This window comes from Empedobacter falsenii (assembly GCF_019308355.1).
In the GTDB taxonomy this organism is placed as follows: Bacteria; Bacteroidota; Bacteroidia; order Flavobacteriales; family Weeksellaceae; genus Empedobacter; species Empedobacter falsenii_B.
On the sequence record NZ_JAAGKM010000004.1, the window covers coordinates 113,389 to 138,462 of the forward strand.

29 protein-coding genes are annotated in these 25,074 nt (G+C 30.8%); 13 read left to right on the forward strand and 16 right to left on the reverse strand.

Annotated features, from left to right (window positions below):
- Positions 1–102 precede the first annotated feature (102 nt).
- A complete protein-coding gene (locus tag G0Q09_RS03490; protein ID WP_219033983.1) occupies positions 103–1,737 on the forward strand; it encodes a S8 family peptidase in 1,635 nt (544 codons plus the stop codon).
- Positions 1,738–1,906: 169 nt separating this feature from the next.
- Here the strand turns inward: G0Q09_RS03490 and G0Q09_RS03495 are convergent, their stop codons facing one another.
- From G0Q09_RS03495 to G0Q09_RS03505, 3 genes are all read right to left on the reverse strand, one after another.
- Positions 1,907–2,560, reverse strand: coding sequence for an alpha/beta hydrolase family protein (locus G0Q09_RS03495; protein ID WP_219033984.1), 654 nt, complete (start codon positions 2,558–2,560; stop codon positions 1,907–1,909).
- A gap of 102 nt (positions 2,561–2,662) precedes the next feature.
- Positions 2,663–3,676, reverse strand: a complete 1,014-nt coding sequence (locus G0Q09_RS03500) for a 3-oxoacyl-ACP synthase III family protein (RefSeq protein ID WP_219033985.1) — start codon at positions 3,674–3,676, stop codon at positions 2,663–2,665.
- An 84-nt stretch (positions 3,677–3,760) separates the two neighbouring features.
- Positions 3,761–4,636 carry a DMT family transporter gene (locus G0Q09_RS03505; protein ID WP_219033986.1) on the reverse strand — a complete coding sequence of 292 codons (876 nt, stop codon included), beginning with the start codon at positions 4,634–4,636 and terminating at the stop codon, positions 3,761–3,763.
- A gap of 180 nt (positions 4,637–4,816) precedes the next feature.
- Between G0Q09_RS03505 and G0Q09_RS03510 the strand changes: the two genes are divergently transcribed.
- Entirely contained in the window at positions 4,817–5,623 is an 807-nt protein-coding gene (locus G0Q09_RS03510) for a TerC family protein (RefSeq protein WP_125350055.1), read from the forward strand.
- A gap of 32 nt (positions 5,624–5,655) precedes the next feature.
- Here G0Q09_RS03510 and G0Q09_RS03515 read toward each other — a convergent pair whose 3' ends face one another.
- From G0Q09_RS03515 to G0Q09_RS03535, 5 genes are all read right to left on the reverse strand, one after another.
- Entirely contained in the window at positions 5,656–5,883 is a 228-nt protein-coding gene (locus G0Q09_RS03515; protein ID WP_125350054.1) for a hypothetical protein, read from the reverse strand.
- A 48-nt stretch (positions 5,884–5,931) separates the two neighbouring features.
- Positions 5,932–6,276 carry an arsenate reductase family protein gene (locus G0Q09_RS03520; RefSeq protein ID WP_219033987.1) on the reverse strand — a complete coding sequence of 115 codons (345 nt, stop codon included), beginning with the start codon at positions 6,274–6,276 and terminating at the stop codon, positions 5,932–5,934.
- A gap of 63 nt (positions 6,277–6,339) precedes the next feature.
- Positions 6,340–6,531 (reverse strand): cold-shock protein, encoded by a 192-nt coding sequence (locus G0Q09_RS03525; protein ID WP_125350434.1) that lies wholly within the window; start codon positions 6,529–6,531, stop codon positions 6,340–6,342.
- Positions 6,532–6,550: 19 nt separating this feature from the next.
- Positions 6,551–6,976: a cold shock domain-containing protein gene (locus G0Q09_RS03530; protein ID WP_219033988.1), complete on the reverse strand. Its 426-nt coding sequence runs from the start codon at positions 6,974–6,976 to the stop codon at positions 6,551–6,553.
- A gap of 331 nt (positions 6,977–7,307) precedes the next feature.
- On the reverse strand, positions 7,308–8,366 hold the full coding sequence (locus tag G0Q09_RS03535) for a 3-oxoacyl-ACP synthase III family protein (protein WP_038335860.1): 1,059 nt from the start codon (positions 8,364–8,366) through the stop codon (positions 7,308–7,310).
- Between the two features lie 321 nt (positions 8,367–8,687).
- On the opposite strand from G0Q09_RS03535, the gene G0Q09_RS03540 reads away from it, so the two are divergent.
- From G0Q09_RS03540 to G0Q09_RS03560, 5 genes are read left to right on the forward strand one after another with little or no spacing between them, the layout of a single operon-like run.
- On the forward strand, positions 8,688–9,095 hold the full coding sequence (locus G0Q09_RS03540) for a DUF6146 family protein (protein ID WP_038335835.1): 408 nt from the start codon (positions 8,688–8,690) through the stop codon (positions 9,093–9,095).
- A 33-nt stretch (positions 9,096–9,128) separates the two neighbouring features.
- Positions 9,129–9,527, forward strand: coding sequence for a hypothetical protein (locus G0Q09_RS03545; protein ID WP_038335837.1), 399 nt, complete (start codon positions 9,129–9,131; stop codon positions 9,525–9,527).
- 42 nt (positions 9,528–9,569) lie between these two features.
- Positions 9,570–10,670 (forward strand): peptide chain release factor 2, encoded by a 1,101-nt coding sequence (prfB, locus tag G0Q09_RS03550; protein ID WP_125350433.1) that lies wholly within the window; start codon positions 9,570–9,572, stop codon positions 10,668–10,670.
- A 20-nt stretch (positions 10,671–10,690) separates the two neighbouring features.
- Positions 10,691–12,058, forward strand: coding sequence for a Trk system potassium transporter TrkA (gene trkA, locus G0Q09_RS03555; protein WP_219033989.1), 1,368 nt, complete (start codon positions 10,691–10,693; stop codon positions 12,056–12,058).
- Positions 12,058–13,599: a TrkH family potassium uptake protein gene (locus G0Q09_RS03560; protein WP_219033990.1), complete on the forward strand. Its 1,542-nt coding sequence runs from the start codon at positions 12,058–12,060 to the stop codon at positions 13,597–13,599. Before trkA ends, G0Q09_RS03560 begins: the two co-directional genes overlap by 1 nt.
- Here G0Q09_RS03560 and G0Q09_RS03565 read toward each other — a convergent pair.
- Entirely contained in the window at positions 13,596–14,570 is a 975-nt protein-coding gene (locus tag G0Q09_RS03565; RefSeq protein WP_219033991.1) for a glycosyltransferase family protein, read from the reverse strand. The genes G0Q09_RS03560 and G0Q09_RS03565 overlap by 4 nt on opposite strands.
- The gene (locus G0Q09_RS03570) at positions 14,571–15,395 is read right to left on the reverse strand and encodes a UDP-2,3-diacylglucosamine diphosphatase (protein WP_219033992.1); all 825 of its coding nucleotides are present in this window, start codon (positions 15,393–15,395) and stop codon (positions 14,571–14,573) included.
- 92 nt (positions 15,396–15,487) lie between these two features.
- Here G0Q09_RS03570 and G0Q09_RS03575 point away from each other — a divergent pair, with 92 nt between their 5' ends.
- Positions 15,488–15,700 carry a hypothetical protein gene (locus G0Q09_RS03575; protein ID WP_115000930.1) on the forward strand — a complete coding sequence of 71 codons (213 nt, stop codon included), beginning with the start codon at positions 15,488–15,490 and terminating at the stop codon, positions 15,698–15,700.
- A 58-nt stretch (positions 15,701–15,758) separates the two neighbouring features.
- Here G0Q09_RS03575 and G0Q09_RS03580 read toward each other — a convergent pair whose 3' ends face one another.
- Together G0Q09_RS03580 and lpdA are read right to left on the reverse strand one after the other, a co-directional pair.
- The gene (locus G0Q09_RS03580) at positions 15,759–16,544 is read right to left on the reverse strand and encodes a T9SS-dependent surface endonuclease, AS87_RS02955 family (RefSeq protein WP_219033993.1); all 786 of its coding nucleotides are present in this window, start codon (positions 16,542–16,544) and stop codon (positions 15,759–15,761) included.
- A gap of 138 nt (positions 16,545–16,682) precedes the next feature.
- A complete protein-coding gene (gene lpdA / locus G0Q09_RS03585) occupies positions 16,683–18,074 on the reverse strand; it encodes a dihydrolipoyl dehydrogenase (protein ID WP_219033994.1) in 1,392 nt (463 codons plus the stop codon).
- 90 nt (positions 18,075–18,164) lie between these two features.
- On the opposite strand from lpdA, the gene G0Q09_RS03590 reads away from it, so the two are divergent.
- Complete coding sequence (locus G0Q09_RS03590) at positions 18,165–18,512, forward strand: hypothetical protein (protein ID WP_219033995.1); 348 nt, start codon at positions 18,165–18,167, stop codon at positions 18,510–18,512.
- 33 nt (positions 18,513–18,545) lie between these two features.
- Here G0Q09_RS03590 and G0Q09_RS03595 read toward each other — a convergent pair whose 3' ends face one another.
- Positions 18,546–19,550, reverse strand: a complete 1,005-nt coding sequence (locus tag G0Q09_RS03595) for a hypothetical protein (protein ID WP_219033996.1) — start codon at positions 19,548–19,550, stop codon at positions 18,546–18,548.
- A gap of 131 nt (positions 19,551–19,681) precedes the next feature.
- Between G0Q09_RS03595 and G0Q09_RS03600 the strand changes: the two genes are divergently transcribed.
- Entirely contained in the window at positions 19,682–20,494 is an 813-nt protein-coding gene (locus G0Q09_RS03600; RefSeq protein WP_219033997.1) for a WG repeat-containing protein, read from the forward strand.
- A gap of 35 nt (positions 20,495–20,529) precedes the next feature.
- Here G0Q09_RS03600 and G0Q09_RS03605 read toward each other — a convergent pair whose 3' ends face one another.
- The 3 genes from G0Q09_RS03605 to prmC all read right to left on the reverse strand — a co-directional run bounded on the left by G0Q09_RS03605 (position 20,530) and on the right by prmC (position 22,626).
- Entirely contained in the window at positions 20,530–21,096 is a 567-nt protein-coding gene (locus G0Q09_RS03605) for a GNAT family N-acetyltransferase (RefSeq protein WP_219033998.1), read from the reverse strand.
- Positions 21,097–21,150: 54 nt separating this feature from the next.
- Positions 21,151–21,339: a hypothetical protein gene (locus tag G0Q09_RS03610; RefSeq protein ID WP_219033999.1), complete on the reverse strand. Its 189-nt coding sequence runs from the start codon at positions 21,337–21,339 to the stop codon at positions 21,151–21,153.
- 462 nt (positions 21,340–21,801) lie between these two features.
- Positions 21,802–22,626 carry a peptide chain release factor N(5)-glutamine methyltransferase gene (gene prmC, locus G0Q09_RS03615; protein ID WP_125350425.1) on the reverse strand — a complete coding sequence of 275 codons (825 nt, stop codon included), beginning with the start codon at positions 22,624–22,626 and terminating at the stop codon, positions 21,802–21,804.
- Positions 22,627–22,718: 92 nt separating this feature from the next.
- Here prmC and G0Q09_RS03620 point away from each other — a divergent pair, with 92 nt between their 5' ends.
- The 3 genes from G0Q09_RS03620 (at position 22,719) to G0Q09_RS03630 (ending at position 25,020) form a co-directional block, all read left to right on the forward strand.
- On the forward strand, positions 22,719–23,051 hold the full coding sequence (locus G0Q09_RS03620; protein ID WP_160279610.1) for a DUF3060 domain-containing protein: 333 nt from the start codon (positions 22,719–22,721) through the stop codon (positions 23,049–23,051).
- 186 nt (positions 23,052–23,237) lie between these two features.
- Positions 23,238–24,698 (forward strand): discoidin domain-containing protein, encoded by a 1,461-nt coding sequence (locus G0Q09_RS03625; RefSeq protein ID WP_219034000.1) that lies wholly within the window; start codon positions 23,238–23,240, stop codon positions 24,696–24,698.
- 55 nt (positions 24,699–24,753) lie between these two features.
- Positions 24,754–25,020 carry a transposase gene (locus G0Q09_RS03630; RefSeq protein WP_038336637.1) on the forward strand — a complete coding sequence of 89 codons (267 nt, stop codon included), beginning with the start codon at positions 24,754–24,756 and terminating at the stop codon, positions 25,018–25,020.
- Positions 25,021–25,074: the final 54 nt, after the last annotated feature.

A 25,074-nucleotide genomic window follows, 5' to 3' on the forward strand; every position in this document is an offset into this window, starting at 1 on the left:
TATAAAAAGGCTTCAAATTTTGGAGCCTTTTTTGCGTTTAAACTCGAGATAATTTTAGATGTAACAATTTCGGTTGTTTCTCGACATATAGATAAATCAATTATGAAAAAATTCTTATTAAGTATATCAGTTGCCATGTTTGTTGGTGTGGCATCGTTCGCACAAGAAACGACAACTGCTCTACCATTGCCTAAAGTTGATCAAAAATATTGGCAACACGAATCTTTAGAAGAAAGTGGTGTTTATGGTGTAAATACTCAAAAAGCTTTACAATTTTTAGAATCAAAAAAACGTAAACCTTCACAGTTAATTGTTGGTGTTTTAGATTCTGGAGTTGAGATTACTCACCCAGATTTAAAAGATAATATTTGGACAAACACCAAAGAAATTGCTGGAAATGGAATTGATGATGACAAGAATGGTTATGTTGATGATATTCATGGTTGGAATTTTATTGGAGGAAAAGATGGTAAAAATGTTGATGGAGATACATTAGAGTTAACACGTCTTTTTGTAAAATACCGCGATTTATTCGAAAAAAGTAAAGATGCAGCTTCTAACAAAACAAAATTCCCAAAAGAATTGGAAGAATATCAAAAAATAAAACCTGAGTTCGAAAATAAATTAGCCGAAGCAAAACAAAATGCAGCGCAATATGTGCAGATGAATGATATTTTCTCAGTTGCATTTCCTGCTTTGATTAAAGAATGGGGCGAAAAAGAGTTGAATGAAAAAAATATGATGTCTTTTAAACCTGTTTCTAAAGAAGCACAACAAGGGATGATTATTTTTGGTATGGTTCCGAAAGAAGCTTGGGAAGGAAAATCAATGAAAGATTTCTTAACAGAAGTTGGAAATGAAATTTCAGAAGGAACAAAATATTACAAAGAACAAGTTGAAATTAACTTGAATACAGAATTAGATCCTCGTCCAATTGTTGGCGATAATTATGCTGATAAATCAGAACGTTTTTACGGAAATAATGATGTAGATGGCCCTGATTCTATGCACGGAACACACGTTTCTGGAATTATTGCAGCAAAATCTGGTAACGGAATTGGAATGGATGGAATCGCTGGAAATGGTTATGTAAAAATCATGTCAGTTCGTACAGTTCCAAATGGAGACGAACGCGATAAAGACGTTGCAAATGCCATTCGTTATGCTGCAGATAATGGAGCAAAAATCTTGAACATGTCTTTTGGAAAAGCTTATTCTCCAGATAAACAAATTGTTTGGGATGCATTTAAATATGCTGAGAAAAAAGGTCTTTTATTGATTAAAGCTGCAGGAAATGAAAACGTAAATATTGATGACGAAATTCACTTCCCTACCGTTTATGACGACAAAGGTGTAGAAGTTTCTAAAAACGTAATTACAGTTGGAGCAAATACAATGGATAATGACAATTTAAGAGCAAGTTTTTCTAATTTTGGTAAAAAGTCTGTAGATGTTTTTGCGCCAGGAAATGAAATATATTCTACTGTTCCTAATAAAGATGGGGAATACAAAAATGAAAGCGGAACTTCTATGGCTTCTCCAGTTGTAGCAGGAGTTGCGGCTTTGGTTTGGGCACATTATCCTAAATTAACTGCAACAGATATCAAACAAATATTGTTAGAATCTGTCAACAAAAATCCTGCTTTAACAGATATTTCTGTAACAGGCGGTGTTGTTGATGCGTACAAAGCTGTTCAATTAGCAGAAAAAATGTATGTTGCTAAAAAATTGAAGTAAGGAAATCTTAATATCACCATTTCTTATAGTATTTAAGTAACAAAATAAACTTGGGTTAGATTCTATTTTTTTTAGAGTCTAACCTTTTTTTGTATAAGATATTTCTTGTACAGATTGAATAAAAATTGTCAGTTCGAGTGATTTTTAGGAAAAATTATAAATGAATCATTTATTTAAAATCATAATTTCTCCTCGCCCATTTTTTACTTGGTTCAATCCATTCATCAAGAGCTTTATAAAGAAAACCATGCTTTAAGCCATTATTTAATTCAATTTCTTTGAAATGATTGATTTTATTGGTTGAATTTTCTTTACGTTTTATAGCTGAAACGCCAAATGCATCAGACTTCTCGTAAATGGTTAAAACATTTCCAGAAAATTTTATATCAGGCATTTCTTCTAAATCACTTTCTTGAAACGAACCAATAAATACATAGTTGATTTGAGGATTATTTTTAAAAGTTGATACATATTGCGCAATGTAACCACCTTTCGAAGTTCCTACAACCGTAATATGATTAGGTTTAACACCTGTATTAATCAAACTATCAATTTGCTTAACAACCTTTTTTGCATATTTTATTCCGTCTGTTTTCGGCTTTCTTTTCTCACTAATCACAATAAAACCGTCTTTCTTGAATGAATTCAAAACTTTAGAATACTCAATTTTAGTTTTATAGACTGTATCATAATCTCCATCGTTATGCGTTTCTAAATATTTATTATGGAGAAAAAAGATATAATCTTGATCCTTTACATTTTTTGATATTTTATGTTGCGAACAACTCATTAAACCAATTATGAGAATCAATAAATATTTCATTAATAATTTTTTAAATCAATCAAATATAACCAAAAAACCCTCACTAAAAAGTGAAGGTTTTTTCTATATTCTAAATTCGTAAATCTAAATTCAAACTTATACTTACCAGTTCATCAAAACAGAGCCCCATGTAAATCCTGCTCCAAAAGCAGTCATCATTACTAAGTCACCTTTTTTGATTTTACCTTCTTGTTTTGCTTCACTCAATGCAATAGGAATAGATGCTGCCGTAGTATTTCCGTAACGCATAATATTGTTATAAACTTTCTCATCTGGTAATCCCAATTGTTTTTGTACAAATTGAGAAATACGCAAATTCGCCTGATGTGGAATAAATAAATCTAAATCTTCTGGCTTTTTATTCGCAGTCGATAAAGCTTCGATAATTGATTCTGGAAAACGAGTTACCGCATGCTTGAAAACATAGTTCCCATTCATATATGGATAAATCTCTTTTTTAGTTAACGTATTACCTTCTTTCAATAATTCGTCTGACCAACCTGTTTTTGTTCCAGGGAAAGTAACTGCTAATTCTTCGGCAAATTCACCTTCAGAATGTAAATTAGTCGATAAAATTCCACGTCCTTCTTCTTCCGTTGCCGAAACAATTACTGCTCCTGCTCCATCTCCAAAAATTACTGAAACGCCACGACCTTCATCCGACATATCCAATCCGAATGAGTGCACTTCTGCTCCAATCACCAAAATATTTTTGTAAACTCCTGCTTTTATAAAAGCATCAGCCGTTGATAACGCATATACAAAGCCAGAACACTGGTTACGAATATCCATTGCCCCAATTGTACGACAACCTAACTCTTTTTGCACCAATACACCATTTCCAGGAAAATAATAATCGGGAGATAAAGTCGCAAATAATATAAAATCAATATCTTGAGCAGTGATTCCTGCATCTTCTAACGCATTTTTAGCCGCAATAACTCCCAAATCTGTAGACGAAATCTTAGAACCTGGCTCGATATGTCTTCTTTCGACAATCCCTGTACGTTCCTGAATCCATTCGTCATTGGTATCCATCACTTCAGCTAAATCAAAGTTTGTAACAACTCTTTCGGGAACATAATACCCAACACCTGTAATAATAGAGTGTATCATGTGATTATGGTTTACTTTTCAATTGAAGCAAAGATATTAAATGATAAGCATTCTTTAAAACAAATGCGTCTTTTTGACAATAAATTATTTAGAAAATCTTGTTTTTAATATTCCGTTCATAATGATAGAAAGTACCATTACCCCTGTAGCAATATAAAATATAGGATTCATATGTTCTGAATCTCCAAAAATAAGACTTGCCAAAATGATGCCATAAACTGGTTCTAAATTTACGTTCAACATCAACGTAAAAGCACTAACATGTTTCAGCAAATCAACTGATTCTATTTGTGCAAAAGCTGTAAAAATGACGCCAAGCAAAGTCAACCATCCTAAGTTTGACCAACTTATATTTACAACTTCAGAAATAGCTTCTGGCTGAAAAAGAATCATTACCACCGAAAGTGTGATAACTCCACCAATCATTTCGTATAAAGTAACTTTAGTTGGTTTGATTGACTTTGGTAATCTCGAATTAAGAACTGCAAATAATGCCGATAGAAAACTACACAAAATACCAATGATAATTCCCAATTTATAATCTTCTGGTGATGCATTAAAAATAACAGCTACACAAGTGGAAACGATTATAGCAAGAATTATTTCGAGCAGATTAATTTTTCGTTTAAAAAAAATAGGTTCTAAAATCGCACTAAAAAGCGCGCCCATCGACAACGTACTCAACGCAATTGAGATATTAGAAAGTTTAATCGACAAATAAAATGTAAACCAATGTATTCCTACAATTCCACCGATAGCAAGTAATCTCAACAATTCGTTTTTAGTTACCTTGAAATCCATTTTTCTGAACTTCATATAAATAAAAACAGCAATAGCCCCAATAAGAACACGATACCAAACCATTGGCAACGCACTCATTGTAACTAATTTTCCGAAAACTCCTGTAAATCCCCAAAGAAGTACGAGAAACTGCAACCGAAGTTGAACTTTTGAAATCATTCTAAGTCTTTTTCGCAAAAGTAAAGTTTAATTCTATATTGTTAAAACGATTTGATTGATTTAATCTTTAATCTGTAAATAATTTTGTAAAAGTTTTAATGTTAAATTAACATCAAATAATTATTACTCAAACTTTAATTCTTATTCTTCGTTGTATTTTCGAAACTTCAAAATTAATCGATGGATTTTAGTATTTTTTTACAACCAGATGCATTAGTTGCATTATTTACATTAACAATGTTAGAAATCGTTTTAGGGATTGATAATATTGTTTTTATTTCTATTTTGTCAGGAAAATTGCCTGCACATCAACAAAAGAAAGCACAACAGCTTGGTTTATTTTTAGCCATGTTTACACGTGTTATCCTTTTATTCTCACTAAGTTGGGTCATGAGTCTTACCACTCCTCTATTCAATATTGGCGAATGGATTGGCATTACTTCAACCGAATGGTTAGAAAAATTAGCAATCTCTGGTCGAGATTTGATTTTATTAATCGGAGGATTATTCTTGATTTATAAATCGACTGTAGAAATTCACCACAAAATAGAAGGTGTTGAAGAAACTGGAGGAAAAGTGAAAGTCCATTCTTTTGCAGGAACTATCGTACAAATCTTAATTTTAGATATTGTTTTCTCATTAGATTCTGTAATTACAGCAGTTGGTATGGCAGAACATATTGAAGTTATGATTGCGGCTGTAATTATTGCTGTTGCAGTTATGATGCTTTCAGCAAGTGCGGTTTCTAAATTTGTGAACGATCATCCAACGGTTAAAATGTTGGCTTTATCATTCTTATTATTAATCGGCGTTTCGTTATTAGCAGAAGGGTTTGATCAACACATTTCGAAAGGATACATTTATTTTGCCATGGGCTTCTCTGTTTTAGTCGAATTCTTGAATTTGAAAATGAAGAAAAAACATTCGAATCCAGGAATTGTTCGAAATATGGTTGGTGATGCAGAAGAACAAAACAAAAATATATAATACAAAAAAGAGTTTTTTTCAAAACTCTTTTTTTATTTATTCTCTAAAATAGTTTCGTTTTCAGCTTCAACTTTCTTTTCATATTTTTTTCGGATATATTCTGCAGCCAATGTTACGGCTACTCCACCAATTATTCCATATATTGAACGTTTTCCTAAAAATTTAGCTACCGTTACTCCCGTTGTAGCGGCTGTTGTTAATAAACCTATTTTAGTTCCTTTCTCCGTTTGATTTTTTGTTAATGCATCTAAAATTTTCATAGCTTTTTATGTTTAGTCTTAGAAATACTTACAATTATCAAACCATTTTTATTTAATAAAATTTTCTACCAATTCTTTTGGACGACCTACTACTCCACTTTTTTCATCTGTCACTATTGGACGTTGAATCAATTTTGGATATTCAACCAAAGCATTCAAAACTTCATCATCAGAAAGTTCTTTTCCTTTAAAATTTATTTTCCAATCTTCTTCATTTGTCCTTACTATATCAATTGGTTTTAGATTTAGTCTTGTTAAAATAGTTCTCAATTCATCTTTCGTCAAAGGCTCATTCAAATATTCTCTTATTTCAAAATCTTTTCCAGACTCTTCCAAAACCTTTACTGCATCTCTACTTTTTCCGCAACGCGAATTATGTAATATTGTGTACATAAATACTCTTTTAGAAATTAAATATAGTTCAAAAAAAAGAATCCTTATATAAGGATTCTTTTTTTATTTTATTTTTACATTAACAGCCATAAGACCTTTTTTTCCTTTTTCAATATCAAAAGTAACTTGATCATTTTCATTTACTTTGTCAATTAATCCAGAAACATGTACAAAAACATCTTCACCTCCGTTTGCGTTAGAGATAAAACCAAAACCTTTTGATTCATTGAAGAATTTTACTGTTCCTTCTTGCATAGTTGTATATTTAATTAATTTATTTTTTTGATATTTGAATTGCTCTGAATCCTTTTTCAGACATTTCTTTTTTGAACTGCACTTGATCTCCTACTTTAAGTAATTCTTTTGATTCTTTGAAGTGGAAGAAGATTTTATCGTTAGAAGTTGGTACTTTAATAAAACCAAACCCTTTTGAATCGTTGTAGATATCAACCATACCTTCAATAAAAACATCTCTGTTATCAGATTCTAATCTTTTATTATTCAGCAAATCGGCTTCTTTGTCTTGTAAATGAGGTGGTACATCTGTAAAATTACCAAGTACATCAACATAGACAATCATATCTTCTAATGATTTTCCTTTGTTGTTATTCTCTTTTCTGTTCTCTCTTTTGTTTAATTTCTCTAATTTTTTTAAAGCTTTCTTTTTGCTATTTTCTTTTTTAGATGTAGAATCTGCCATAAATGTTTGTATAGATTTTTTATTTTTAATACTGATAAAACCTAAGAAAACATGAATTAATTATCCAACAACATTTATATTATAATGAAGTAAAACTTACAAGTATACGTTTTAGAAAACAGAAGTTAAAATTATATTGACTAGGTCAATTAGTGAATTAAAAAAAGTAAAATAAAGAATACAATTGTAAACTATTAAGACAAAATATCTTCTTAAGTACGTTGCAAAGGTAATAAGTTTTAATGAATTAAATGGTATTAATTTCTAGAGAATTCTATATGATAAAAAGTTCTAATCTAATTGTGATTAGAACTTATCATGATTGATATCGTTAAAATTGGTAAATAAACGTGTTGATATTCATGCCTGCGCCAACAGATGCAAATAATACCACATCGCCTTCATTTATCTGGTGATTTTCTAAATCATTATCCATAATCATTTTCAAAAGAATTGGAATTGTTGCCACACTACTATTGCCAAGTTTATGAATATTCATTGGCATAATATTTTTTGGCACATCTTGATCATATAAACTATAAAAGCGTTTTACGATTGCTTCGTCCATTTTTTCGTTGGCTTGATGAATCACTATTTTACTAATATCGTGAATGTTATATGAGCTATCATCAACACATTTTTTCATTGCTAAAGGTACTTTGGATAAAGCAAACTCATAGATTTTTCTACCATACATTTTGATGTATTTGGTATTCGGACATTTTTCTGAATTATACGATTTTCCAAAAAACAGATAATCTTTTTCTTCGTTTGCATAAGAGGCAGATAAATGGGCTTGTATTCCTTTATTGTTTGTAGAAGCTTCTAATATTGCTGCACCAGCGCCATCTGCATATATCATTGTATCTCGGTCGTGTTCATCTACTACTCTCGAAAGTGTTTCAGCACCAATTACCAAACATCTTTTTGCTAATCCAGCTTTTATAAATGCATTAGCTTGTATAACACCTTCTACCCAGCCAGGACAACCAAAAATAACATCGTAAGCAACACAATAAGGATTCTGAATTTTCAATAAATTTTTTACTCTTGCAGCAAGACTTGGCACCATATCAGACTGAATCGTATCGTGTTTTACATCTCCAAAATTATGAGCGAATATAATATAATCAATAGTTTCTGCATCGATATTTGCATTTGTGATGGCTGAAGCCGCTGCCATATAACCTAAGTCTGATGTTACTTGATCTTTTCTAGCATATCGACGCTCTTCTATTCCTGTTATTTGTTTTAATTTATGGGAAATAGTAGTATTATTTTGATCTAAAATTTCTCCTTGTTCATTAAAAAATTGATGTTCTTCAAAAAAATGATTTGATATTTTTTCAGTTGGAATATATTTTCCTATTCCTATAAAGTGATTTGTCATATATATTTTAGATAACAGAGTTAGAATCTGCTATCGGATACAATCTCGGGATAACTTTAAGAACTATTGCTATAAAGTTACATTTTTAACTTAAACTTTATATTTATACCAAAATTATATCTTATAAAATATTAAATTAATAAATTTCATGATGATAATTTTTCAATGTCTCTTAGATATATATATAAATAATATGAAATAAACATTTATATTTCAGAACTACTATTCATGTAATTCTAAATTATTAGAATATAAGTGTAAATGTAGATATAAACACTTAATATCGTTATTTTTCAATATATTTAATCAAATTAAAAAATTATGAAAAAGCTATTTTTATTCTTCAGCGTTTCTCTCCTATTTTTTGCTTGTACAACCAATCAATCCACACAAAATTCAGTGCCGAATAAAGATGAGAATTCATTAAAATTCGAGCCGAATGAAGATGGCGATTATGATATTGTTGTATTTGATCCTCAATATGATATTTATTTAAAAACAACTGCATTACCCAAAGAATATTATTCAAAAGAATATTACGAACAAAAAAATCGCCAATATGTAATGATTTGGAATCAACGACATATGCAACCAATGACATATAATCCAGATTTGTATGCAGTAAGTATAGATTTAGATCCTTCTGTTGACTATGGTTATGATTTTGAATACAAATTATTTAACTTTTTTCGATTTATTGAACATAAATATCGTGTCAGAATTAGATAATATCGTTTATTTTTGCAAGCTAATTTTAGAAAGATGAACGATTTTTCAATCAAAATATACAATCAAATCATTGAAGCAATTCCAGATTTTACAGGGCTTCACAAAAAAGATACCGAATTATTAGAATTCCATATCGAGAATGAATACAAATCGACTTTTGGTGATCTTTATATTCAGACTTCGGATGATGATAAGATTTGGATCAAATCTTCTTTTCCTTTTACAACTTACGAAGTAGATTCTGTTGAGGAACTTTTGTATATTTTGGAAGGTTTGTTGTTCAACCAATTATTCTGGGTAATTAGTTATGATGATGGTGATTGGGACGATACTTTTTTGATGCTGAAAGACCAAGAAATTAAAACGGAAGACGGTTTTACTTATAAAATTCTTTCTTGGAACGGAAAAGATGATAAAGTGATTAATGCTTAACCTCGTGTTCATAAAATCCCCTATTTTTATACATTTGCAATTATGTTTAACAACGAATTACTAAAAGACATCCAAAAACGTACACAAGATTTGCACGAATATTTGGAAATCGAACAAAAAGAAATCGAAGTTCAAAATGAAGAAGAGCATGCTGCTTCACCTGAATTTTGGAACAACCCGAAAGAAGCCGAAGCTTTTATGAAAGTTTTGCGTGGTAAAAAGAAATGGATCGATGAATACCAAACGATTGCAAATGCAGTAAATGATGTCGAAGTTTTAGTAGAATTTAACCGCGAAGGTGAAGTTAGTGACGAAGAAGTTATGGAACAATATAATGTTGTTGCCAAGCTTTTAGAAGATATAGAATTCAAGAATATGCTTTCAGAAGAAGGAGATAATCTTGGTGCAATTCTTCAAATTACTGCGGGAGCTGGAGGTACAGAATCTTGTGATTGGGCTTCTATGTTGATGCGTATGTATTTGATGTGGGCCGAAAAACATGGATATAAAGTAAAAGAATTAAACTATCAAGCGGGTGATGTTGCGGGTGTAAAAACGGTAACATTAGAAGTGGATGGCGAGTTTGCTTTCGGTTATCTGAAAGGAGAAAATGGTGTACATCGTTTGGTGCGTATTTCGCCTTTTGATAGTAATGCAAAGCGTCACACAAGTTTCGTTTCGGTTTATGTTTCGCCAATTGTGGATGATACAATCGAGATTGAAATTAGTCCTGCCGATATCGAATTACAAACGTCTCGTTCTGGAGGAGCTGGAGGACAAAATGTAAATAAGGTTGAAACAAAAGTTCAGTTAACGCACAAACCAACTGGAATTGTGGTTGTTTGTCAGGTTGAACGTTCTCAATTAGCCAATCGTGAGCGTGCAATGGAGATGTTAAAATCTGAATTGTATAAGATTGAGTTAGAGAAAAAAATGGCCGCACGTAATGAGATTGAAGCAAATAAGATGAAAATCGAATGGGGTTCTCAAATTCGTAATTATGTGATGCATCCATACAAATTGGTAAAAGACGTCAGAACAGGAACTGAAACAGGTAATGTAGATGCTGTAATGAACGGTGATATAGACGAATTCTTGAAATCGTTTCTAATGTTAATGGGACAAAAAGAAACGTCAAAATAGTTTTATCCTAAATTTCTTTCATGAAAATATTAATCGGAGGTGCTGGAGAAGTTGGTTTTCATTTGGCTAAATTACTTTCTAATGAAATGAACGACATCGTCATCATGGACATGGACAAGGACAAGTTGTTGATGATCGAAAACTCATTAGATGTAATGGCTTATCGTGGTGATATCACTTCTTTCAAAGCTTTGCGAGAAGTTGGAATTGATGATACAGATATTTTTATATCGGTCACTCATCTTCAAAACACAAACCTTACAAGTGCTTCGATTGCAAAAGATTTAGGAGCAAAACGCACATTAGCTCGAATTTCGAATCCTGAATTTCTTTACAAAGAAAATCAATTTTGGGTTCAAGGAATGGGAATTGATGCATTAATTAGCCCTGAGAAATTAGCGGCTGATGAAATTTATTCTCTGGTTCAACAATCTGCTTTCAATGCGATGCATCCGTTTGCAAATGGTCAGCTTTTTATGGTTGGAACTGTTTTGGATGCGGATTGTATAATTTTGGATAAGCAGTACAAAGACATGTATTTGACGACGAAAGGTGGCGAAGACAATCTTTTGATGCCAATTGCAATAATTCGTAGCAACGAACGTGGCGAGTATCAAACCATTATTCCTGAAGCCGAAACTGAATTTAGAATAGATGATCACGTTTATTTTATTGTCAAAAAAGCTGGAATTTTAGAAGTTTATAAAATCCTTGGAAAGAAACAAGAATATTTCAAAAATGTAATTGTTTTGGGAGGAGGAAGTATTGGTGTCAAAGTTGCCAAACTTTTGAAAGATAATAAGCACAACGTTAAGCTATTAGAAATCAACAGAAACAAAGCTTTTGATTTAGCTGATGATTTAAATAACATTTTGATTATCAATGGTGATGGTCGTGATGGAGAATTGTTATTGGAAGAAGGTATTTCTGATTCGGATGCTTTTATCGCTGTGACAGGAAGTTCGGAAACGAATATTATGTCATGTCTTTTAGCAAAATCAAAAGGTGTTAAAAAAACAATTGCTTTGGTCGAAAATATCGATTATATTCATCTTAGTCAAGAAGTTGGAATTAACGCTTTTATAAATAAAAAACTCTTAACCGCAGATAGTATTTTCCGTTATATTCGACAAGGTTCTGTGATGGATGTAACAGGAATTTCTGATTTAGATGCTGAAGTTTTAGAATTCCGTATTCACGAAAATTCTGAAATCGCATTCAAAAAAGTAAGCGATTTTCCGTTTAAAGAAGGTGCTATTATTGCTGGAATTGTTCGCAGAAATGATGGATTTATTCCAACAAAAGATTTCATTATCGAACCAAAAGATCACGTCGTTGTTTTTAGTCAAGCGAATTTAATTCCAAAAGTGACCAAATATTTTAAATAATGAAATCACTTAACATCAAAGTAATCCTGAATCTTTCGGGTGTTTTATTACTATTAAATGCGCTCTTTATGTTTATTGCAACATGTGTCAGCATTTATTTTAATGATCATCTACTCTACCCTTTTTTAGTTTCGGGGAGTTTAGTGGGATTGTCGGGAGCTGCAATGATGTATTTTACGCGTGACAGAAGAAAACACATCAACAAACGCGAAGGTTATATCGTGGTTTGTGTCGGATGGCTTTTCTTGATTCTTTCGGGGTGTTTACCCTATGTTACCTCGTTAATATTTCTACCAAACGATCATATCATCAATGAAAATTTTAGTTTTGTCAACATTATTTACGAAACCGTTTCTGGTTATACAGCGACTGGGACATCAATTTATGATGATGTAGAAAGTCTCCCAAAAAGTATATTATTTTGGCGAAGTACAACCAATTGGATTGGTGGTATGGGGATTATCGTTTTGACGATTGCGATTTTACCGTTTCTTGGAATTGGTGGTCGACAGCTTTTTATGGCAGAAGCGCCTGGAATTTATACGGATAAAATTCACCCTCGAATTACAGAAACAGCAAAAAACCTTTGGTTAGTTTATTTAGGCTTAACTGCTTTTTTTGCGATGTTGCTTTATTTTGGTGGAATGAATTTATTTGATGCTGCAAATCATTCGATGAGTGTGATTGCAACGGCAGGTTTTTCTACTAAGAATGAAGGTTTGATGTATTGGAATAACAATGTTTTTATTCAATATGTATTAATCGTGATGATGTTTTTGGGCGGAACAAACTTCGCATTGATTTATTTATTGATTAAAGGACAATTCAAAAAAGTATGGAAAAATGAAGAATTCCGTTGGTGGGTTGGTTTACTTGCTGTCGTTACATTTATCGTTTTTGTTGTATTATTTTTCAATATTTACCCTAGTTATTCCGTCGAAACCTATTCGTGGTTTAATTTCGAACATTCATTCAGAAGTTCATTATTCCACGTTGTATCTATCGCATCTACAACAGCTTTGGCAATGGAAGATTACACAAGTTGGTTAACCGTAACCACACTTATTTTCTTCTCTTTGTTCTTCATCGGAGGTTCGGCAGGTTCTACATCTGGAGGAATTACAGTTATTAGACACGTCATTTTATTAAAAAATAGTTGGATCGAATTTAAGCGTATTTTACACCCAAACGCAATTATTCCTGTTCGTTATAACAATCGTTCGCTTAACCAATCTATTGTTTTCCACGTCATGGCATTCTTTGTCATGTTTATGTTTACATGGATTGTGAGTTCTATTTTGTTTGCGCTTTTGAATTATGGTATAACAATGAGTTTCCAAGATATTTTGGCCTCTTTAACATTAACTGCTTCCACTTTAGGAAACGTAGGTCCGGGAATTGGCGAATTTGGTCCGGGTACTTCAATGAATTCTTTAACGGATAGTGCAAAATTATTATGTTGTTTTTTAATGGTTTTGGGACGATTAGAGCTTTATACAATCTTAATTTTATTTACGCCTGCTTTCTGGAAAAATAATTAATGGGATGCTTCTAAAATTACTTTCTGAATGATTTCTTCGGTTTGATCTGGGAAATCTTTCTCAATAATTTTATTCGAATCCACCCAACGTTGCAATTGTGCTACATTCAAATCATATGAATAATCAACGCCAATCATTTTTAAAGCTTCGCAATTACATAATTGTTCGTATTGACCTTTAATCGGAATCACAAAAAGCTTCTTTTTAAGATAAATACTTTCGGCAGGCAATTCGAAACCAGCACCGCACAAAACTCCTTTACAATTTTCTAAAGTTCTAGTAAAAAGACGTTCATCAATAGGATAAATTTCAACATTAAATTGACGTATTACTTCTTTCACAAAAGGTGAAAAAACTTTCCATTTTGAATCTTTAATAAACGAAAGATTTTCAATAATCTCAGTTGGATGAAAACTTGGTAAATAAACTAAATAATAATCTTCTTGCTTCGGATTTAAGGCTCTAATTTTATCTCGAATAATTGGCAAAAAAATAGCATCATTATATTCTTCAAAATGAAAACCATAATGTTTAGTCGTTGGTGCGTAATATTTTAAAATCGTCTCACCCGTTTTATTTTTCACCTTTGGCGTTTCATCAAATAAAAGCGAAGCTTGATGACTTAAACCAATAATATTTATCTTTTTCTTTCGAGCAGAATGCGCCGTAATTGGTTCAAAATCATTAATAATCAAATCATATTTTTCAATTGGAAAATTATTCACTTCATTCCAAAAAGATTTAAAACTATTCTCCTTAAAAATTCGTTTATACGAAACTTTTCCCATCTGATTATAAAATAATGACAAACCTTTATGATGTTTAAATTGAAAATTCTCGAGTTGTAATTGTGAATTAGAGCCACTTACAAAAACATCCAAATCTCCGTATTCTTCGAGGATTGGTAACATTTTTTGTGCACGAGCCAAATGTCCATTTCCCGTCCCTTGCAATGCATATAAAATTTTCATTTACTTCTTATTGAGAATTGAAACAATCAGTTCATCCAACGAATAATTGAACTCGATTTCTTCTAAATTTTGCATCAAAGTATGTTTGTGTTCTTCAAAATATAACACTGACCAATTTCCGTCTACACATTCTAAAGCCGATAAATTCTCAATCCAATCGCCCGAATTCATATAAACACAAGTTCCCTTATCCGTTTTTACTTTTCGCAATTCTGGTTGATGAATATGACCGCATACTACGTAATCATATTCATTTTCGATCGCTAATTCGGCAGCAGTTTGTTCAAAATCATTGATATGCTTCACCGCTTTTTTAACTGAGTTTTTAATCTTTTGAGACAACGAATAACGCTCTCTTCCAAAAAACTCTAAACATTTATTGATAAAATAATTCAACTGAATTAATTTATCATAACCCCAACCACCTAATTTCGCAATCCATTTCGAATGTTGAATCGATGCATCAAACACATCTCCATGAAAAATCCAAGCGACTTTATCATTTTGTTTCAACATATATTTATCCGTTAAAAGAATATTTCCAAAACGCATTGTGGTAAATTTACGTAACAATTCGTCATGATTTCCTGTTATATAAACGATTGGAATTCCTTGTTCTGAAAGATTTAACAAATAACTAATAATTTGAAGATGCGTTTCTGGGAAATAACTTTTCTTAAAATTCCAAATGTCTACGATATCACCATTTAGAATAATTTTTTTTGGATTGATGGATTGAAGATAGGCTAGTAACTCTTGAGCCTTGCAACCAAAAGTTCCCAAATGCACATCCGAAATAACAACAACATCAAGATTACGCTTCATTGATTTTTATTTAAATTTCGAAATCAAATATTACTTAAACGTTTTTTTAATCTTATGAAATCTTTATAAATTTGAGTCTAAATTGTAAAGTTATGAGCGAATTGAAATTCAAAACAAATATAAATTGTGACAGCTGTATCAAATCTGTAAAACCTTTTTTGGACGAAGCTGTTGGTGAAGACAATTGGAAAGTTGATACTTCTGATGAACGAAAAGTACTGACTGTGACAACAACCGAAGATGAAGAAGAGGTTGTGGAAGCCGTGACAGATGCAGGTTTTAAGATTCAGAAATTAAAAGAATAAATAAAAGCGATTCAGTAAACTGAATCGCTTTTTTGTTAGATTAAGAATAAAATAATCCTTATTTTTTAACAACTTTAGAAGTTGTAGAAGTTCCATTTACAGTTGTTTTAACAATATAAATTCCTTTTGCTAATGAAGAAACATTTACAGCTTTCTCTCCTTTAACTTCAAAAGTTTTTACTAATTGTCCATTTACGTTATAGATTTCAACAGTCGCATTTTCTTTTGAACTGAATGTAGCAGAATCTGCCCAAACTGTATTTTTTAAGCTTTTAGAAGCATCAGAATAATCTGCTATTCCTAATTTCTCAGTTGTAACTTTTACATCGTCTAAGAAAAATCTAGAAGAAGCAGCTTGAAAACCTTTGAATACGATCTGTGAATTAGGCGTTCCTCCAACAATATTTAATGTAAATTCTGTAAAAGATCCTTTAACCATAGTCACTTGGTTAGCACTTAAAGTACCTCCACCAATAATTTCTACCACTAAGGTTGTTTGTTCATTGGCACTACTCCACGCTCCAGCTCTAAAAGTTAAAACAGCATTACCGTTTAATTTATCTAATTTTGGAGTTGTAGCAGAACCTTGAACACCACCTGTCCCTACTTTTACTGATTTAGAAGCTTCGTATCCTTTTACATAAGTAAAACCAGTTTTTGTATCTAAACCATCACCTTTATCTGCTAATGCTGGTTGCTGTAATGTTCCTGACCAAGGGTTAGAATCATTTCCACCTTGTCCTGCATATACGTCAAAAGTTTCATTATAGATAACTTCTTGTGCTTGTGCCACACTAAAAGCAGATAAAGCAGCAACTGCTACTAAAGAATAGAATTTTTTCATATTGTATTTTTTTAAATTATTTCTGTAAAGATAGTTAAAAAACTAAATCAATATACAATACGCAAAAAATTAACGATTTGGTAAAACTAAAAAAGCAGCCAAAAGGCTGCTTCAACTATAAACTCTAATTTTTATTTCTTAGATATGAATTGCATGTCCATATGCATCTTCTACCGCTTCCATAATAGCTTCCGCCATTGTTGGGTGAGCGTGTACAGATTTCATTATTTCGTGTGCCGTCGTTTCTAATTTACGTGCAACAACTGCTTCCGCAATCATTTCCGTAACACCATCACCAATCATGTGACATCCTAACCATTCACCATATTTCGCATCAAAAACTACTTTGACAAATCCATCAGCAGCTCCATTTGCAACAGCTTTTCCGTTTGCAGAGAATGGGAATTTACCAACTTTCACTTCGTAACCTGCTTCTTTTGCTTTTGCTTCTGTAAGCCCAACAGACGCAATTTCTGGTGAACAATATGTACAACCTGGGATATTTCCGTAGTCGATTGGTTCTACTTTTTCACCAGCAATATGCTCAACACATAAAATACCTTGTGCAGATGCTAAGTGTGCTAAATCTGCTCCTTTTACAACATCACCAATTGCGTAATATCCTTTTACAGATGTTTCACAGAAATCATTGATAACAATTTTACCTCTTTCAGTTGCAATACCAACTTCTTCAAGACCGATATTTTCTGTATTTGGAACAACACCAACAGCAGATAAAACAACTTCAGCTTCGATAATTTCTTCACCTTTAGCAGTTTTAATTGTTGCTTTTACTAAATCTCCAGTTGTATCAACTCCTGTAACTTCTGCATTTGTTAAGATATTGATTCCAGATTTTTTAAGAGATAATTGCAATTGTTTAGAAATATCTTCATCTTCAACATTTACAATGCGTGGTAAAAACTCTACAATTGTAACTTCTGTTCCTAATGTATTGTAGAAATGAGCAAACTCAACTCCAATCGCACCAGAACCTACAACAATCATCGATTTTGGTTGTTTTTCCATTGCTAATGCACCACGGTAACCAATTACTTTTTTACCATCTTGTGGTAAAGCTGGTAACTCACGAGAACGTGCACCTGTTGCAATAATTATATTTTCTGAAGATAATTCACTAACAGAACCATCTGCTGCAATAACTTTTACTTTTTTTCCTGGTAAAACTTTTGCTTCACCTTGAATTACTTCAATTTTGTTCTTCTTCATTAAGAATTGAACACCCTTACTCATACGATCCGCCACTCCTCTACTACGAGAAACAACATTTCCAAATTCGAATGAAATATCTGAAGGTAAGTTAATTCCAAAATCTTCTGCATGATTTAAGTATTTGAATACTTGAGCAGACTTTAATAAAGCTTTTGTAGGAATACATCCCCAGTTAAGGCAGATTCCACCTAATTCAGCTTTTTCTACGATTGCTACTTTTTTACCTAATTGTGCTGCTCTAATTGCTGCAACGTATCCTCCAGGACCACTTCCAATAACTATAATGTCGTAACTCATTTTTTCCATAATTTGAATGCTAATTTAATAATTATAACCCGAAAAAAAAGGAATTCCTTAAAATAGATTAAAATTTCTTACTTTTGCACTGTGAAAATATTCTTTGAAAATTACGCTGACGACTTACAGGTCGAAACTGAATTACCTTTAGAAGGTAGTTTATCACAAGCTATTGAGATTTTTCATAACCTACCTGATTATGACGGAAGTTATATTGGTTTGATGAATCAAGATGGGAATACTGTTCAGATTTCGAAATATGATCGATTTTTATTTTTAGTAGAAATCCCTGTTTACCAAGAACAAGCTTCATATTCAGTATTATTTACTTATTTTCAAGTAATGCAATTATTAGAAGATTTATACAAAGGATTTGATCCTTATAACATAAAAGGATTGAAATTTGAACAGTATTTAACAAAAAAAGCAACGAAATAATCGTTGCTTTTTTATTTTTATATTATTTAGATTTTACTGCCAAATATATTTTTCACCTAAACTTAACGTTGATTTCATCACATATTTTCCTTCCTCATTTTTTTCGGTTAATACTAAAATAGGATAATATTCACCTGCGGGAACCAATTTTGTGATATTTGTAGTAAAATTTAGCTTTTCAATTTTAGTAAAAGCAGAAATTGGTGAAACATCTAGATTTAGAAGTTCAAATCCGTCTATTTCTTTAACTCCTGTTATATTTTGGTTTGAAAAATATACCATTAACTTTAAGTCATTTGTAGGTTTATAATCTAAATTCTGTATAGAATTATCAACTCCACCAACTGTAACCATCAACGAATTGAAATCAATTTCTAACTTCCAACCTCCAACTAATTTTAGTTTTTTATTTACATTCGCTATATTCAAAGAACTTTCTACAGGTGTATATATATCTGATAAAGTAGCGTCTATATTCTTTGTAGAAGCTAAAGTATTAGCATCTGTAACTTGAGGTAATTCTACATTCTTTACAACTTTATCAATTAAAATATTATTAGATTCTAAAGAAATTTTATTACTCAAAACTTTATAATTCAAAATAGAACCTGATTCTTTTTCTTTCAATAACAAAATTGGTGTATAATCTCCTTGTGCTAATGTTTGAAGATCTGAAGCTTTAAAAGTAACAATAACGTTATTGAAACTTGTTCCATTTCCTTCTAACTGCCCTAATTGTGCGTTTGTATTGATTTTATTCGGTAAATTATATAAATCTACAGATGTTTTTGATGGAGCAAAATATAAATCAAGAAATAAAGTCTGACTTGTTTTGTTTGAATAATTTGTCAATTTTCCTCCAGATATTTTATAGTTAGATGTATTTCCATCATTCGAAATTTTCCATACTCCTTCAAAAGAATAGTCTTTATTTATCGTAGTCGGTAAATTAATAATGTTTATACCATTTTGTTGAGCTGTAACAAAACTACTCATTATAATAGTTGCAGTAAAAAATAATTTAGTAAAAATATTCATAGGTTATATTTTTAGCTTTCCTACAAAAGTAAGAATTTAATTTACAAAAAGTGTTTAAAATTGGATATTTTAAAATTTATATACAAACTATTAATTTTTGATTAATTAATTTTACGTCGAATTATAGAATTATGACTAAAATATCACCAAAAGATACAGACCAGTTTGACAATTTTGTTCACAAAGAAACAACAACATTTGAAGATTTAACTGTTTTCGATCGCAACAATTTGGCACCAATATCTATTGATAATCAATTTGGTTTAATAGATAAAGAAGGAAATGTAATTATTCCTTTTCAATATCAAAAACTTGTGCTCACAACTGTTAATGCCTATAGCGCGCAAAAGGAGAATAAGTGGGGTATTATCACAAAATCTAACCAGATTTTGATTCCGTTCGAATATGATTTAACAAGTGATTTTATTGAAAATATTTGTGCTGTAAAAAAAGATGGAAAATGGGGTTTTATTGATTTATTAAATCAAGTTGTGATCCCATTCGAATATGATGGTTGTACAGATTTTAGAGCTGGTTTAGCTGGAGTTGAAAAAGATGGAAAATGGGGAATGATTGATAAAAATAATCAGTTGATTATAGCTTATCAATACGAATATTTGACACCTGTTGATCAAAATTTTGCCACTTTTGGAGAAGCTACTTCACTAAAAGTTGAGCGTCCAGATATATTAGCTTATTTTCCATATTTCTTATCAAAAGAGAATTATTTGATGCATTTTGGTTTAATTTCGACCAAAAACGAACAAATTTTAGGTCCAATTTCTGAATTACCCATTTTAGAAAGTTTCGAGAATCAAGCTGTTATTCGTCAAAATTATCAATTAGGTTACTTAAAAAATGGAAAAGATTTTGTGAAATTTGAACAATTTACAATCGATCCGTACGAAGAAAAAATCTTAACACAATTAGGAGTAATGAAATAAAAAAAGAGCTTTAAGAAAAGCTCTTTTTTTATTATCTATTGTTTTGGTTTATACTGCATATATTCATGATTTTCGCTCATCAACATTTTTTCCCCAACCACTTCAAAACCTTTTCTTTCGTACAATTTCTTTGCATTTGGGTTTGTAAAATCGACCAATAAACCTAATGTTTTGCCTTGCTTATTTCCTATTTCATCAATCAAATAATCCAATATTTTAGAACCTATTCCTTTCCCTCTAAAATCTTCAGAAACTGCAATTGTGTCAATATATATTTCACCTGCTTGTGTTTCATCTTGCGGATGAATAATTTGGTTATAATCATTTTTCAATAATTCTAAAACAGGTTTTCGAAGTTCTTCTAATTTTCCTCCGTCATAAAAAGTTGTTGTTCCAGCAAATTGATTATCATATTCTACAACAACTGTATTTTGATAACTATATTGATTTTCTTCTTGTTCAATTAATTTTTTCAAGAATAAAACTCCTTCTTCATAATCTGTTTTTCCGATAAAATCATAAACGATTTTATCCATCGCTAACATCATCAATCTTGCAATTGATAACGCATCTGTCTTTGTTGCTTCTCTAAAATTTAACATAAAAAAATAGCCTTGAGATTTCTCAAGGCTAAGTTAGCAATAATTATTTTGAAATTATTTCGCTTTTAATTTATCTAACGTATTGTTATATCCTTCTTTTGCTTTTTCTCCAGCTTCTTTCGCTTCTGCTTTCACATCTTTTGCAGCTGCATTGATATCAGCTTTTGCATCTTTTGCAACAGTTTTAATATCTTCTTTTGCTTGATTAGCTTTTGCATCTACTTTATCTACAGTATTATTCACTCCATCTTTTACATCTTGCGCAGCATTATTTACAGCAGCTTTTGCATCAATCCACGCTTTATTAGCATCGTCATAAGCTTTTTGTGCAGCTTCTGTTGCAGCTTTATCACCTTTCGCTTTTGCTTCATCTAAAGCTTTTTTTGCTTCGTCTACTTTCGCTTTTGCATCAGTTTCTGATAATGTAGTTGTTGTAGTTGTCGTTTCTTTGATAACAGTCGTAGAATCATTCGCTAATGAATCTACAGTTACATTAGTTTCAGTTGTTTTTGAAGTTTCTTATTTACAAGAAGTAGCAAATGATAATGAAGCAACTGCCACTAATACAAATAATTTTTTCATAGTTGTTTTTTTTTATTGTTTTAATAATAGAATCAGTTCTAACAATTTTAATACCAAATTGCGAACGATTATTGAATTAAAATTAAATCTTTTCAGAAAATAAAACAAGATTCTTATAGATAATTATTGATTAGAAGCACTTAGCATACGATCATTTCCAGAAATATCTTTATGAATGATTACATTTTGATAAAATTTTTGAAATAATTGTTTTGTCTCTTTTCCTAAATATTGATTGATTTCACAATAAATTTTACCATTCTCTTTCAAATGATTTTTAGCAAAATCTATTACTCGTTCATAAAAAATTAAAGCATCATCATTTTCAACAAAAAGCGCCAAATGAGGTTCAAAATTCAAAACATTTTGATGCATTTCTTTTTTTTCAAGATTTCGGATATAAGGTGGATTTGAAATAATTACATCAAATTTATGGTTTAATTGAATGTCTTCCAGTAAATTATTGTGATAAAAATTTATATTAACTTTTAAATTTTCAGCATTTGATTGTGCTATTTTCAATGCATTTTCAGAAATATCTAATGCTGAAACATTTGCATTTGGAAATAATTTTGCCAACGAAATAGGAATACATCCTGTTCCTGTTCCTAAATCAATCATAGAAATATCTTGATTTTGAGCATAATCATTTCTAATTAATTCAACCAATTCTTCCGTTTCTGGACGAGGAATTAATGTATGTTCATTCACAAAAAAGAAATCGTTATAGAAAAAAGCTTTTCCAGTAATATGTTGTATAGGTTGACCTTTTTTTAATTGTTCTAAATCTGATAAAATTTCAGTCGTTAATTCAATTTCATCTCGGCTAGATAAATCAAGATTCAACTTATCTTCTACATAAATCATGAAAATATGAGAAGCTTCTTCTTTATCATATAGTAATTGCAATTTATCTAAAAACAATTGTTTTAGCTCAACTAAAGTCATTTTGTTAAATTTTTGTAAAGTTAGATTTTATTAATTGAAAGTGCACGATTCTTGATTTCTAAAAAGTAACCAAAAAAGAAATCACAATGAAAATGAATAAATTATTATGTGCTGTTACGATGTTATTTATTAGTCACCTTTCTTTTGCGCAGATAGAAATTGATGGAAATAATAAAAAACTAACGTTAGATTGTAAGGGACAAAAAGTAGAAGTTGGCGGAAGTGGACATGTGATCAATTTGAAAGGAGATTGTACCAAAGTTGAAATCATGGGAACAAATAATACAATATCTGTTAATGGATTAACTTCTGCTGAATTAGCTGGCGAAGGAAATACATTATATTATCGTAAAGCATTATCTAAAAATGGTAAATTACCTCAAATAATTGAGGGAAATAATAATACAATTATCAAAAAGCAGTAAAAATCTTTTCATTTATTATGTCTTTAATAGTTAGAATCTCTTTCTTAATTGTATTATTAAAGAAAGGGATTCTTTATTTCTTAACATTTCCTTATTTTTTTTTCAAATTGGTTCCTAGCTGATTATAAATAAAATGTATTAATTAACTTGTCTAAACAACAAAATATCAATTAACACAAATTATTTATGAAAAAAAATTACTTCCTACTAAGTATGATTTTACTTGGTATAGATTCTTTTGCGCAGGAATACAAAATGCCCGTTTCTAGTGTTACTTCTAAACAAGAGGCACAAAGTGGTAATGAAGCTACTTTTAGCGCAGATGGTATATTAACGACAATGTACCATTCTAAATGGAATCAAAATGGAATCCCAGATCAATTAGATTTTAGTTTCAACAGTCAAGTTAAATCTATAAAATCCCTTGCCTATTTTCCAAGGCAAACAGGTACTAATGGAATTTGGACAAATGTTGAAATTTTATATTCAACTAAAGGTGATCCAACAAATTTCAAAACAGCGACTACGAGTGCTATAACATGGGCTGGAGATTCTACATCTAAAAAATTTGATTTTGATAAAGAAATTATCAATCCAGCAGTCATTAGAATAAAAGTGAATGCTGCTCTAGGAAATTTCTCGAGTGCTGCGGAAGTTGAGTTTTACTCGTCTGATCAAATTACTCCAATAGCTTCAGAGTGTGTAATACAAACAAATGAGTTCTCAAACTATAAGGATATGAAAGTTTCTCCATTAGTTGCAGGTTCGTCAGCATCAAGTTTTCAAACAGGAGAAAACATAGAGCAATCATTTGATGGAGATTACAATACGCTTTATCATTCTAACTACAATTCTACTGAAAAAACTTTCCCTATTTCATTAATTTATGCTTTTGATGGAAACACACCATTAGATTATCTGATCTATTATCCAAGAAATGATGGTGGAGTAAATGGTTTATTAGGAAAAGTAAAAGTTAGTTACAATACTATAGCTGATCCTACTTATATTGAAATTTCTACACAAGATTTTGCGCAAACAAATGATGTAAGAAATATATCTTTTCCATCACAGATAAAACCTTCTTCTATCAAATTAGAAATTTTAGATGGCAAAGGAAATTTTGCAAGTGTTGCCAAGATGGAATTTTATCAAAAAAATTCAAACAAGTTTGATCAGAAAAAGTATTCAACAATTTTTAAAGATGATTTATTCTCAGAATTAAATTCAGGCGTAAATCAACAAACAATTGATGGAATTACTACATCTCCTTTTGTTAAATCTTTAGCACAATGTTTATTAGATAATAAATACAAAAAAATAGATCGTGTTAACGAACATAAAGCATATAAAACAATAGCTTCTATCAATAAAGAATACAAAATTGGAAATTACAATGCTTACGAAAATCCAACAGGAATAGTTTTTTCGGAAAAAACAACTAGCGTTATGTTTGTAAGTGGTATTCCTTCTGGTGAAAGTGTATATTTACGTGTTAGAGATTCTGCTAACGAAGCAAATGTAACTGATATCTCTTACCCTTTATCAAATGGAATAAATGCTATTGAAATGAAAAATAATGGATTAGGATATATTTCTTATTATTCTGATTCTAATAATCTACCAAATATAAAATTAAATGTGTAATCTTCCCTAAAAAACGGAACGTTTAAAAATATAGTTTATTAACTTAGGGATAATTATGAAACAGAGCAATTTTACAGAAGTTCAGATCGTCAAGATCTTATCAGAACAAAATCAAGGCAAAACAGTCAATGAAATTTGTCGTGAACATGGAATAAGTCAACCCACTTTTTATAAATGGAAGAGTAAATATGGCGGAATGGAAGCCCATCAATTAGCTCAATTAAAGGAACTAGAGAAGCAATTGTCTCAATATAAAAAAATTGTAGCAGAGCTTACTTTAGAAAACGTAGTTTTAAAAGATGTTATCGAAAAAAAGCTATAACGCCTTGTGAAAAACGAGAATTGGTGTTGTATTCAAAAGCAAAACATCAACTAA